We start from the raw sequence: 12,503 nt of genomic DNA on the forward strand, positions 1-12,503 counted from the left end.
CGCGCGGGTCAATGCGGTGCGAACCACCACGTCGAGGTGATCCAGTCGTTTGCCTGATAGTACAGCGGCAGCGTCTTCGGCCATGCGAGTCCGCGTCTGAAGGCGACGCGGTGCACCGCGCTATACCATTGCGGCACCACATAGTAGCCATGCATCAGGACGCGGTCGAGCGCATGAGTTGCATCGACGAGCTGTTCGCGCGTCTGTGCCTTTACGAGCGCATGCAGGATCGCATCGACGGCCGGCGAACGCAGGCCGATCAGATTGCCCGATCCGGGCTCGCCGGCTGCCTTGCTGCTGAACCGGTCGATCTGCTCGGAGCCCGGCAGTTGAACGTCGGGATAGCGGAGGCTCGTCATATCGTAGTCGAACGCGTCGAGCCGCTTCTGATACAGCGCGAAGTCGACCGCGCGAAACTTCGCTTCGATGCCGAGCTTCTGCAGATTGCGAACATACGTCGCGACGATCGGTTCCATCGATTGCGCCGAACCCGAGTCGTCGAGAATCTCGAACGAGAACGGTTGTCCCTGGGCGTTACGCAATGCACCGTTCCGGTAAGTCCAGCCCGCCTGCGCGAGCAGTGCACGCGCCTGCAGCAGGTTCGCGCGCAGCGAACCGGGTGGGTCGGTGTCGGGCTGAAGCGGTGGCGGCCCGAACACGGCCGGGTCGAGCTGCGCGCGCCACGGGTTGAGGAGCGCAAGCTCGCCTGGCGACGGCAGCCCGGTCGCTTTCAGATCGGTATTCGAGAAGAAGCTGTCGATGCGCGTGTACTGGCTATAAAAAAGCCGGCTGTCCAGCCATTCGAAGTCGAACGCCAGGTCAAGCGCCTTGCGTACCCGCACATCCTGGAAGCGCGGCCGTCGCAGGTTGAGAAGGAAGCCCTGCATACCGACGCCGTTGTGCTGCTCGAACGTATGCTTGATCAGTTCGCCACTATCGAACTTCTTGCCGACTATCCCGCGCACCCAGTTGCGTGCGACGTTCTCAACGTACGCGTCGTACTCGCCAGCCTTGAATGCTTCGACCCGCACCACCGGATCCGAGTACAGCTTGTAGACGAGGCGATCGAAATTGTTGGTGCCGACACGCACCGGCAACGCCGCGCCCCAGTAGTTCGGATCGCGTTTGTAGGTAATCGTGCGGCCGTTCTCGTAGCTTTCGATGACATAGGGCGCGCTGCCGATCGGCTGCTCAAACGCCATCTGATCGAACGGCACGCGCGAGCCGTCCCGCTTCAAACCCCACTTCTGCGAAAACACCGGGATGCTGCCCGCGAGCATCGGCAGCTCGCGGTTCGGTTGGCGGAACTCGAAGCGGATGGTGGCCGGATCGACCACGACCGCGCGCGTGATGTCGGTGAAATAGGCGGCCAGCGCAGGCGAAGCCTGCGGGCTTTTCAGCATGTCGAACGAAAACTTGACGTCGGCGGCCGTGACGGGATCGCCATTCGAGAAATGCGCGCGCGGGTTGATATGGAAAGTCGTCGACAGACGGTCGGGGGCAATGCGGATGTCGTCGGCGAGCAGGCCGTAAGCGGACGCCGGCTCGTCAGAGCTGCCAATGGTCAGCGCTTCAAACAGCATATCGATGCCTGGCGCCGCAGTGCCGCGCATCGTGAACGGGTTGAACTTGTCGAAGCTGGTCCGGCGGTCCGGGTTCGCCATCACGAGCGTGCCGCCCTTCGGCGCGTCCGGATTCACATAGTCGAAATGCTTGAAATCCGCCGGATACTTCGGCTCGCCATATTGCGCGATCGCATAGACCGCGTGCGCAGGAAGCGCGGGCAACAACGAGGCGAGCAACGTGCCGCACACCCAAATGAAGGCTGCTGGCCGCAACGTCGGCCGGGCCGCCAACCCGTGCTTCGATAAGTGACAACGAACCCGCGACAGCATTCGAACTACGGCGCGCCAGCCTGCATGAGGCGCGTCAATCCATCGCGAACCAGTTGTCATAAGGGCCTTGCTAATCGGGAGGCAGTGGCAATGTGAGAGAATTCTACCCAAAATCCTGCGCGCCTCACGCATGCCTCGTGTGATGCGCGCTGACTTCATCAGGAGCATTCATGGGCTTTCTCGCTGGTAAACGAATCCTGCTGACCGGCTTGCTGTCGAACCGTTCGATCGCATACGGCATCGCGCAGGCATGCAAACGCGAAGGCGCCGAACTCGCGTTCACCTATGTCGGCGACCGCTTCAAGGACCGTATCACCGAATTTGCCACCGAGTTCGGCAGCGATCTCGTGTTCCCCTGCGACGTCGCCGACGATGCGCAGATCGACGCGCTGTTCGCTTCATTGAAGACGCGCTGGGATAGTCTCGACGGCCTCGTACACTCGATCGGTTTTGCTCCGCGCGAAGCGATTGCCGGCGACTTCCTCGACGGCATGACGCGCGAAAACTTCCGCATCGCGCACGACATCTCTGCCTACAGTTTCCCGGCGCTCGCCAAAGCCGCGCTGCCGATGCTCTCGCAGGATGCGGCGTTGCTCACGCTGTCGTATCTCGGCGCCGAACGCGCAATTCCGAACTACAACACGATGGGGCTCGCGAAGGCCTCGCTCGAAGCAAGCGTGCGTTATCTTGCCGTCTCGCTCGGTGCGAAGGGTGTGCGGGTAAACGGGATTTCGGCGGGTCCGATCAAGACGCTGGCCGCGAGCGGTATCAAGGGCTTCGGCAAGATTCTCGAATTCGTCGAGGGCAACGCGCCGCTACGGCGCAATGTCACGATCGAACAGGTCGGCAATACCGCGGCGTTCCTGTTGTCGGATCTCGCGGCCGGGGTGACGGCCGAGATCGTGCATGTCGACAGCGGCTTTAATGCCGTGGTGGGCGGCATGGCTGTCGTGGCGGAGTAAGCTGGTCTTCCGGACGTTGCTCGCGCAACCATAAAAAACCGCCCTGGTTGGGCGGTTTTTTTTGCGCGCCTTGTGCGCGTTTGCTGGCGTGTCGACGCGCCGGCGGCTTAGTGCCAGCGGCCGTTGCCGTGGTCCCAGCGGCCACCACCGTGGTCCCAGCGTCCCGGCCCACGACGACGATTCCATTCATCGCGGCCCCAGTAGCGGCGGCCATCCCAGTAGCGGTCGCCGTGCCAGCCGATCACGATCGCCGGACCACCGTAGACAGGGGCGCCATAGACTGGCGCACCGTACACCGGCGCCGGTTGATACACGACCGGCGGCGGCGCATAAACAGGCGCCGGCGCGGCATAAACCGGCGCGGGGATGCCGATGTTCAGGCCGATGTCCACGTGAGCCATTGCTGCGCTCGATGCGCCAATGGCCAATGCCCCGATCACCAGCGTAACAAGACGTGCGGACTTCATAGGTTCACCTCTTCTGGAGACATGTTTTGTTGACTCGACTATAGCGCAGGGAGGCTTGCCGCATATTTCGAGTTTGTAATAACTGATGCAACAAATCGCTCACGGAAGCCGCGAGTAACGTCTCGTTACACATCTCGGGGTGGCGTCATGGAGTCGATACAAATGCGTTTGACGCGGTACGCGACAACGGGCAACCGGCTGCGATTTCTGTCGTGCGTTCGAGCGGGATGGGTTGGTTTCATCCGGCGATGTCTGGTCGATACTTGGCTGATACCTGGTATTGCCAGGTAACTGAACGATGTAGCAGACCGAGCTCTCGATAACGCCTCCTTGCCATCGAGCGAATCGGGCACAGGGACCCCTACTCCCTCCCAGCTTCAACCAACGCCGTTCCCCCATATTGTGGAATACGGCCACATCGGAAAACCCGCTGACAGCCCGCTCACGTCAAGGCATCCACCGTCCTGGCACCACATCGATACGCTATTTAAGCCCGCTTACCTAAGCTCTGTCGTTATTTAAATATAATGCCACTTGTTTAAATAAGAACCCGCGGCCATAATTTGTTGATGGCTAACGAGAATCTGACACATACCCGGATTGGGCGCTTCGCCGACACTACGGCTGGCGGTGAGGTCGTGCGCGCCTTCGTTCCGCCACCTCTGCCTCCCGAACCACCTATCGATATTCTGAGTCTGCTCGACAGATTGAGTCTCGCCGAGCGAGCGTTGGGGCGATTGGACGGCATCACGATGCTCCTCCCCCGCCAGGAGCTCTTCCTTTACATGTACGTGCGCAAAGAGGCCGTGCTCTCGTCCCAGATTGAAGGCACCCAATCAACCCTGACAGACCTTCTTCGCTTTGAAACCGAAGCGCAGGCCGGTCAGCCAATCGATGACGTCCGCGAAGTGTCAAATTACGTGGACGCGATGATGTATGGGTTGGATCGTCTTCAAACGCTACCGCTTTCGCTACGGCTGATTCGTGAAATGCATGCTCGTCTGCTGCGAAATGGCCGCGGCGGCGCGGCGAGCCCCGGCGAATTCAGGAGATCGCAAAACTGGATCGGCGGAACACGGCCGGGCAACGCCTTATATGTGCCGCCACCCGTGAACGAGCTCGATGCGTGCCTCGGCGCACTTGAGCGATTCATGCATGAAGACCGTTCACGTCTGCCTGCCCTGCTCAAGGCAGGTCTACTCCATGTGCAGTTCGAGAGCATCCACCCGTTTCTCGATGGCAACGGACGCATCGGCCGGCTCCTTGTCACCCTCTTCTTGAATACGCATGGGGTACTACGCTCACCACTGCTTTACCTGAGCCTTTACCTCAAAACACACCGCGCCGATTACTACAGGCTCCTGCAGGAAGTACGCGAGCGTGGTGCCTGGGAGGCCTGGCTTGAATTCTTTCTTGATGGCGTCGCCGAGACAGCCAATCAAGCTTTTGATGCGGCCACGCGGATTATTGCTCTCTTCAAAGAGGATCGTGAGCGGATCACAGCTGAAAGTGAACGTGCGGGATCGGCTCTGCGAGTTCATGATTTATTGCAGCAAAATCCGTTTCTCACCTCCAACATCCTGGTCGATCGCACTGGCCTTACCGCGCCCACGATCAATGCAGCGCTCGCTGACCTCCAACGGCTTGAAGTAGTCGAGGAAGTAACTGGCCGTCGACGCGGCCGTGTCTTTGCTTATCGCCGTTACCTCGCAATTCTTGGCGAAGGTACTGATCCGCTGCCCGCACCTTCAGCCAATCGAGGCGAGTAAGCATCCAGGGGCCAGCATTACTACGATGGAGTGTGTGTAGTACTGAACAAGATCGATTGCAGCGATATCAACCGAACCCAAAAAAACGTCCACCAAAACAAAAACCCCGCAGAGCCGAGACTCTACGGGGTTTCGCCACCATTGCTGGCGGAGACGGAGGGATTCGAACCCTCGATCCAGGTTTTGGCCCAGATGCTCCCTTAGCAGGGGAGTGCCTTCGACCTCTCGGCCACGTCTCCCAAACTTTCGCTCGCGCCAGGGAGGCAGCGCGACGAAGCCAAGATAATAGCGGGTTCGCCGATCGAGGTCAATTTTCAGAACGCACTTTTTATAAGCTGAAGCGTGACTGCAGTCACTGCAGTGTCACACCCCAGCCAGCTTCGCGTGATTCCGCACCGGCAGATGCCGGGTCTTACGCGTGATCGAGTTCGAAAGCCTTGTGAAGCGCGCGTACCGCGAGCTCCATGTACTTTTCGTCGATCAGCATCGAGATCTTGATTTCGGAGGTGGAGATCATCTGGATGTTGATGCCCTCTTCCGACAGCGTGCGAAACGCCGTGCTCGCGATACCGACGTGCGAGCGCATACCGACGCCGACCACCGATACCTTCGACACCTTCGGATCGCCCAGCACCTTCTCGGCGCTCACGTGGCCCTGCACCTGCCCCGTGAGGATATCCATCGCGCGTTGATAGTCGCCGCGACCGACCGTGAACGTGAAGTCGGTCTTGCCCTGCACGCTCTGGTTCTGGATGATCATGTCGACGTCGATGTTCGCGTCCGCCACCGGGCCGAGAATCTGATAGGCGATACCCGGCTTGTCGGGTACACCCATTACCGCGATGCGGGCTTCGTCGCGCTGGAATGCAATGCCCGAGATGACTGCTTTTTCCATGGTCTCGTCTTCTTCAAAAGTGATCAGGGTGCCCGACGACATTTCGGCTTCGAGCGGCGTCAGCGGATCGGTCAGGCTGGACAGCACACGCGTCTTGACCTGAAACTTGCCGGCAAATTCCACCGAGCGGGTCTGCAGCACCTTCGAGCCGAGGCTCGCCATCTCCAGCATTTCCTCGAAGGTCACGCGGTCGAGCCGGCGCGCTTCTTCGACCACGCGCGGGTCGGTCGTATAGACACCGTCGACGTCCGTATAGATCAAACATTCGTCGGCTTTTAGCGCCGCGGCCACTGCAACCGCCGACGTGTCCGAACCACCACGGCCAAGCGTCGTGATGTGGCCATCGGGATCGATGCCCTGGAAGCCCGTGATCACGACCACCTTGCCGGCGGCGAGGTCGTTCAGCACACGCTCGCCATCGATGTCGTGGATACGTGCCTTCGTGAATGCGCTATCGGTTTTGACCGGCACTTGCCAGCCGGTGTAGCTGACTGCATCGACGCCTGCTTCGTGCAGCGCGATGGTCAGGAGACCAACGCTGACCTGCTCGCCGGTCGACGCGATCATGTCGAGTTCACGCGGGCTCGGCTGCGGCGAAATTTCTTTCGCGAGACCGAGCAGGCGGTTGGTTTCGCCGGACATCGCCGAAGGCACGACGACCATCTTGTGGCCGGCCTTATGCCATTTCGCGACGCGCTTCGCGACATTCTTGATGCGCTCGACCGAGCCCATCGAAGTACCGCCGTATTTATGTACGATGAGTGCCATTGTCGTTCTGAACAGAGGAAGAAACCGCGTCGGGCACGTTGGAGACGGCCGCACAACAAGCAAACGTTCGGGAACGACAGCGAAGTATGTGGCGGCGCGGAGCAACGCGCGCGGATTTGCCCGCTGTGACCTGCATCACCGTTGATGGTCTGACGTGGTATCGCGATGCCAGGACGTGGAAAAAACCACGAGCAACCAGCGGCGGCGAATAAAACGTAGCGCGAAAAACGGCGAAGACAGGCCGGGCAAACGAGTAACCGTACCCGATTGGACGCAAAAAGACAAGCCGGCAACCCGGCAATCCGTGCCGCAAAGGCTTACGTAGAAAGGATTTGCGGGAAAACCGTGGATCCCGGCCAGACCGCGTTTCAACCCTATGTACGCCCTGTATGGCCCGACCGACCGGTCGGCAACGAGTGGCCCCGCCGCGGCAAACGGTGCGCATCGGTCGCTACGGTCGAACGGCCGTTCCGCCCTCGTTCGCGTCGTCAGGCGATCGTCAGATCCTCGCGCCACTCGATCCGCCAGTAACGTTCCCCTGGCTGCTCCATCGTCGGCGCGAACGCGGCGCGGTTCACACCGAGTAGCGGCACGAAGAGCAGTTCGTCGCCGGCGAAAAGCAGCGGCACGTCGCGCTTCCACGACGGTACGCCACGCTCCTGAAACAGGTTCTTCAGCGTGCGCGCAGGTCCGCGTACCGTTACGCGCATGCGCTCGCCGCCAGCCCGCGAACGCGCGCTCAGCGGCCAGTGTGCGAGTGCCGTTGCGGGAACGGCGTCCGGGTCGTCGGCGTGACTTTCCGTGAACACGAAAGTGCCGCGCCATGGCAGCAGACGCCATACCGCCTCGCCGCGCCACCGGAATTCAACTGTGGCGCGCGGTACGAGCGCGGCACCGTCCGGCGTATCGGCGGGGTCCAGGCTGTCGCCGGCTTCCCAGTACACATCGTCGCGATACACGCGCAACGCCTGCCCCGCGTGATCGACGCGCAGCCCGTGATCGTCGCCGACGGTGCGCAGTTGACGCAGCGCATCCGCGAGGCGTGCCGTCGATGCAGCCGGCAGTCCTTGCGCACGCATCCAGTAGCGCAGCAGATTCAGCGCACGTTCGTCATCGAGTACGAGCAACGCTGCGCGCGACAACGCACGCCCATCGTCCTGCGCGACCTCGCGCAGATCGAGGCGCGCCAGTTCGTCGAGCAGGCGTTGAGCCGATGCGGCATGCGCCGCCGTGCGCGACAGCGCGTCGCGAAAGCCGGGAAAGTGCACAGCGAGCGTAGGCAGCACCTCGTGACGCAACGCGTTGCGCGCATAGCGTGTATCCGCATTCGATTCGTCGTCGATCCAGTGCAGCGTATGCGCCCGCGCATATTGCTCAAGCTGCGCGCGCAGCAGATGCAGCAGCGGCCGCACGCGCGGTGCCGCCGCGCCGGCCGGCAACCGCTCGGGCGCCATCGCGGCGAGCCCCGCGAGCCCCGCGCCGCGCAGCAGTTGCAGCAGCACCGTTTCGGCCTGATCGTCGGCGTGCTGCGCGAGCCACAGCGCGCGTGCGCCATGCGTCGTGCACAGCGCATCGAGCGCGCGATAGCGCGCATCGCGCGCCGCGGCTTCGATGCCGGTACCGGCATCGCGTGCCACCTCGACGCGCCGATGCGCAAACTCGACTCCGCGCGCAGCCGCAAACGCCGCGCAGTGTGCGAGCCATGCATCCGCATGCGCGCTCAACCCGTGATGGACATGCAATGCCACGCAGCGCGCCGCACCCGCCACCCGCACTGTTGCGTCGAGAAGAACTGTCGAATCGAGGCCGCCGCTAAACGCGACTGCAATACGCGCGTCGTCGGCAAGCGTGGCTGACGCCGCACCGACAGCCTCGAGGACGAGGCGGTCGGCGGACGTTTCGGAAGAAGTTGTCACGGTGGATCACCGCGCAAAAGATGAAAGGCAAAGTGCGCCGGACGGCCGAAGCAAAACCGCCGGCACAGCGCTTACGCGCTCGGTGTCGTTTCCTTGAACTTGCCGTACGCCATCAGCCGGTCGAAACGGCGCTCGCGAAGATCTTGCGTGCTCATGCCCTGGAACTGCCGCAGCGAATCGGCAAGCGCGCGACGCAACAACGCAGCCATGCCTTTTGGATCGCGATGCGCGCCGCCGAGCGGTTCGTTGACGATCTTGTCGATCAGACCGAGCGCCTTCAACCGGTGCGCGGTCAGACCCAGTGCTTCGGCGGCTTCCGGTGCCTTGGCCGCGCTCTTCCATAGAATCGACGCGCAACCTTCCGGCGAGATCACCGAGTAGGTCGAGAATTGCAGCATCAGCACGCTGTCGCCGACAGCGATTGCGAGCGCACCGCCCGAACCGCCCTCACCGATGATCGTCGCGATGAGCGGCACCTTCAGTTCTGCCATCACATACAGATTGCGGCCGATCGCTTCCGACTGGCCGCGCTCTTCCGCGCCGATGCCCGGATAGGCACCCGGCGTATCGATGAACGTGAAAATGGGCAGACCGAATTTCTCTGCAACGCGCATCAGGCGCTCGGCCTTACGATAACCTTCCGGGCGCGGCATACCGAAGTTGCGCGCGGCGCGCTCCTTCGTATCGCGGCCCTTCTGCTGGCCGATCACCATGCACGCCTGACCGTTGAAACGCGCGAGGCCACCGACGATCGACAGGTCGTCCGCGTACGAGCGGTCGCCGTGCAATTCGTGGAAGTCGGTGAACAGCTCGTTGACGTAATCGAGCGTATAAGGGCGCTGCGGATGCCGCGCGATCTGCGAGACCTGCCAGGGCGACAGATTCGCATACAGATCTTTCGTCAGCTGCTGGCTTTTCTTCGACAGCCGATCGATCTCTTCCGAAATGTCGACGGCCGAGTCATCCTGCACGAAGCGCAACTCTTCGATTTTCGCTTCGAGTTCCGCGATCGGCTGCTCGAAATCCAGAAAGGTGGTCTTCATTGGTGGGATCCTTGGACTTACCGGCAGCGCGTATTCTAACCGCGCGCGCCGTTCTCAAAGCGGCCTCGCAACTATCAAACCTTAGAACCGATAGTTTACGGGCGTCGCTTGCACAGTCAGTAGTCGACGGTTAGCGGATCGAGGCTACGCCACATATACCAGGTCGCCACAGTACGCCACGGCTCCCAGTTCGCCGCGACCTCGCGCGCTTCGCTGCGCGTGACGGGTTCGCCGCTGAAATAGTTGACGCTGATCGCGCGGATCAAACCGAGATCGTCGAGCGGCAGCACATCGGGGCGCGACAGGTTGAAGATCAGGAACATCTCCGCGGTCCAGCGGCCGATGCCGCGAATCTGCGTAAGCTCCGCGATCACCGCCTCGTCTTCCATCGATGTCCACTTGCCGACATGCAGCGCACCGGACACAAAGTGCTGGGCGAGATCGAGAATATATTCGGTCTTGCGCTTCGACAGCCCGCATGCAAGAAGCTTCTCCTGGCCGAGCTTGATGAACTGCTGCGGTACCAGTTTGGGGCACGCGCTCTCGACCCGTTGCCATGCGGCCTGCGCGGCAGCAACCGAGACCTGCTGGCCGACCACCGAACGCGCGAGCGTGACAAACGGATCGCCGCGCGACAGCAGATGCACGGGGCCGAATTTCGGAATCAGTTTCTTGAGGATGCGGTCGCGCTTCACCAGATCGGCGCACGCCTTGTCCCAGTATGCGGGTCGCGTCGCTTCAGGCGTGAGCCCGTCGATCTGCACCGGCCCGGCTTCGGGATCCGACACGACCTGCGACTTGCGAACGACAGTGATTTCGCCGTCACGCGACGCGTCCAGTTCGCGTGCCTGGACGTCGCCCGCGAGCGCCTCAGGCAATGCGCCATTGCTTTTGACACCGCTGTTGCTACCGGCGCGCACCTGCTTCGCACGCGCCGATCCTTTCAGGACTTTCGGTGTCCGCGATGCGTCGCCGTTGAGTGCACCAGGGGAGCGCTTCACAGCCATCTTCTTTGCCGCGACCGCGCCCGTGCGCGCATGCACCGCGCCATTCGCAGCTGTGGTCGCTACCTTCGATGCACCTTGCAGCGCGCGAGCGCTGCTGCCTCGCGCACGCGTCGTTTTTGCTACCGGTGCCGCGCCTGTCTTAGACGCGGTCCGTCTGGCCTGCGTCTTCGTGGCCGTTGCCATCCTGCCTCCTGCCTGGCGAGTCGATCAGAGGGAAGTGCGGGAAGCGCTCACACGCGCCGCCACTCGGTCAACCCGCCTGGTTTGTCTTCAAGTGCAATTCCGGCTTCGAGCAATTCAGCCCGGATCCGGTCTGCTTCGGCATAATCCTTCGCCTGCTTCGCGGCAACGCGCGCGGCGATCCGTGTTTCGATCGCCGCTGCGTCGAGCGCAGCGTCGCCTGTGCTGCCGTTCGCCTGCTGCAGGTACGCACGCGGCTCGCGGCCAAGCAGGCCGATCACGCGCGCGAGACCCTGCAATTGCCGTGCAAGCAAAGCGTTGCGCGTGCGATTGACTTCGCTCGCCAGTTCGAACAGCACCGACACGGCGACCGGCGTATTGAAGTCGTCGTTCATCGCTGCGCGAAACCGCTGCGCGTGTGCTTCGTTCCAGTCTAGGTCAGACGCGTCAGGTGTCACATCTTTCAATGCGGTATACAAACGCGTCAGCGCGCTGCGGGCATCGTCGATATGCGTATCGCTGTAATTGAGCGGTGACCGGTAGTGTGCACGCGCGATAAAAAAACGCACTACTTCGGCATCGTACTGCGCGAGCACCTCGCGGATCGTAAAGAAATTGCCGAGCGACTTCGACATCTTCTCATTGTCGATCTGCACATAGCCGTTGTGCATCCAGTAGTTGACGAAAGTTTGCCCAGTCGCGCCTTCGCTCTGGGCAATTTCGTTTTCATGGTGCGGAAACTGCAGGTCCTGACCACCGCCGTGAATGTCGAAGTGGTCGCCGAGCAGTGTGCAGCCCATCGCGGAGCATTCGATGTGCCAGCCCGGCCGGCCGCGGCCGTACTTCGAATCCCAGCCGGTGTCGGCGGGTTCGTCGGGCTTCGCCTGCTTCCACAGCACGAAGTCGAGTGGATCCTGTTTCGCGTCGTTCGCCGCGACGCGCTCGCCCGCGCGCAGGTCTTCGAGCGATTTGCCCGACAGCTTCCCGTAGTTCGCGAACTTGCGCACCGCATAGTTCACGTCGCCATCGGACGCCTGGTACGCGTAGCCGTTCGCTTCGAGCTTCTCGATCAGGCCGAGCATCTGCGGAATGTAATCGGTTGCGCGCGGTTCGTGATCGGGACGCTCGATGCCGAGTGCGTCCGCATCTTCGTGCAGCGCCGCGATGAAGCGGTCGGTCAGCGACTTGATGCTCTCGCCGTTCTCGACTGCCCGTTTGATGATCTTGTCGTCGATGTCGGTGATGTTGCGGACATAGGTGACGTCATAGCCGAGCGTGCGCAGCCAGCGCTGCACGATGTCGAACACGACCATGACCCGCGCATGACCGATGTGACAATAGTCGTACACCGTCATGCCGCAGACGTACATTCGCACGACGCCTTCCCGAAGCGGCACGAAAGATTGCTTGTCACGCGCGAGCGTGTTGTAGATGCGCAGTGATTCCATAGAGACGGTGCGTGGGTCGAAGGAAATCCGCGTTGCATTTCCCGCAGGCTGGTCCGGTGAGTCACAGACTCCTGCACGGGCTTCATACGCTGCAGCACTTCGAGCAGCAAACCGGTGCACCTGGTGCGGCGGTCAGGCTGCCAACAACGCGGA

General features: G+C 61.8%; 9 protein-coding genes and 1 tRNA gene. 2 read left to right on the forward strand and 8 right to left on the reverse strand.

Annotated features, from left to right (window positions below):
* Positions 1–8: 8 nt before the first annotated feature.
* The gene (locus tag M0D65_RS11690) at positions 9–1,955 is read right to left on the reverse strand and encodes an extracellular solute-binding protein (RefSeq protein ID WP_266252800.1); all 1,947 of its coding nucleotides are present in this window, start codon (positions 1,953–1,955) and stop codon (positions 9–11) included.
* Between the two features lie 110 nt (positions 1,956–2,065).
* On the opposite strand from M0D65_RS11690, the gene fabI reads away from it, so the two are divergent.
* Positions 2,066–2,857, forward strand: a complete 792-nt coding sequence (gene fabI / locus M0D65_RS11695; protein ID WP_266252801.1) for an enoyl-ACP reductase FabI — start codon at positions 2,066–2,068, stop codon at positions 2,855–2,857.
* Positions 2,858–2,964: 107 nt separating this feature from the next.
* Here the strand turns inward: fabI and M0D65_RS11700 are convergent, their stop codons facing one another.
* Positions 2,965–3,324, reverse strand: coding sequence for a hypothetical protein (locus tag M0D65_RS11700; RefSeq protein WP_091013998.1), 360 nt, complete (start codon positions 3,322–3,324; stop codon positions 2,965–2,967).
* A 569-nt stretch (positions 3,325–3,893) separates the two neighbouring features.
* On the opposite strand from M0D65_RS11700, the gene M0D65_RS11705 reads away from it, so the two are divergent.
* Positions 3,894–5,093, forward strand: a complete 1,200-nt coding sequence (locus M0D65_RS11705) for a Fic family protein (RefSeq protein ID WP_266252802.1) — start codon at positions 3,894–3,896, stop codon at positions 5,091–5,093.
* Positions 5,094–5,238: 145 nt separating this feature from the next.
* Here the strand turns inward: M0D65_RS11705 and M0D65_RS11710 are convergent.
* The 6 genes from M0D65_RS11710 to cysS form a co-directional block, all read right to left on the reverse strand.
* Positions 5,239–5,332: transfer RNA gene (locus tag M0D65_RS11710), tRNA-Ser, on the reverse strand.
* Between the two features lie 173 nt (positions 5,333–5,505).
* Positions 5,506–6,756 carry an aspartate kinase gene (locus M0D65_RS11715; protein WP_091014003.1) on the reverse strand — a complete coding sequence of 417 codons (1,251 nt, stop codon included), beginning with the start codon at positions 6,754–6,756 and terminating at the stop codon, positions 5,506–5,508.
* Between the two features lie 488 nt (positions 6,757–7,244).
* Positions 7,245–8,672 (reverse strand): tRNA lysidine(34) synthetase TilS, encoded by a 1,428-nt coding sequence (gene tilS, locus M0D65_RS11720; RefSeq protein WP_266252803.1) that lies wholly within the window; start codon positions 8,670–8,672, stop codon positions 7,245–7,247.
* 71 nt (positions 8,673–8,743) lie between these two features.
* Positions 8,744–9,715 carry an acetyl-CoA carboxylase carboxyltransferase subunit alpha gene (locus tag M0D65_RS11725; RefSeq protein WP_091014011.1) on the reverse strand — a complete coding sequence of 324 codons (972 nt, stop codon included), beginning with the start codon at positions 9,713–9,715 and terminating at the stop codon, positions 8,744–8,746.
* A 116-nt stretch (positions 9,716–9,831) separates the two neighbouring features.
* On the reverse strand, positions 9,832–10,905 hold the full coding sequence (locus tag M0D65_RS11730) for a DNA-3-methyladenine glycosylase (RefSeq protein ID WP_266252804.1): 1,074 nt from the start codon (positions 10,903–10,905) through the stop codon (positions 9,832–9,834).
* A 47-nt stretch (positions 10,906–10,952) separates the two neighbouring features.
* Complete coding sequence (gene cysS / locus M0D65_RS11735) at positions 10,953–12,350, reverse strand: cysteine--tRNA ligase (protein ID WP_266252805.1); 1,398 nt, start codon at positions 12,348–12,350, stop codon at positions 10,953–10,955.
* Between the last annotated feature and the right edge of the window lie 153 nt (positions 12,351–12,503).

It is taken from the genome of Paraburkholderia sp. CHISQ3 (assembly GCF_030464945.1).
GTDB classification, from domain to species: domain Bacteria; phylum Pseudomonadota; class Gammaproteobacteria; order Burkholderiales; family Burkholderiaceae; genus Paraburkholderia; species Paraburkholderia megapolitana.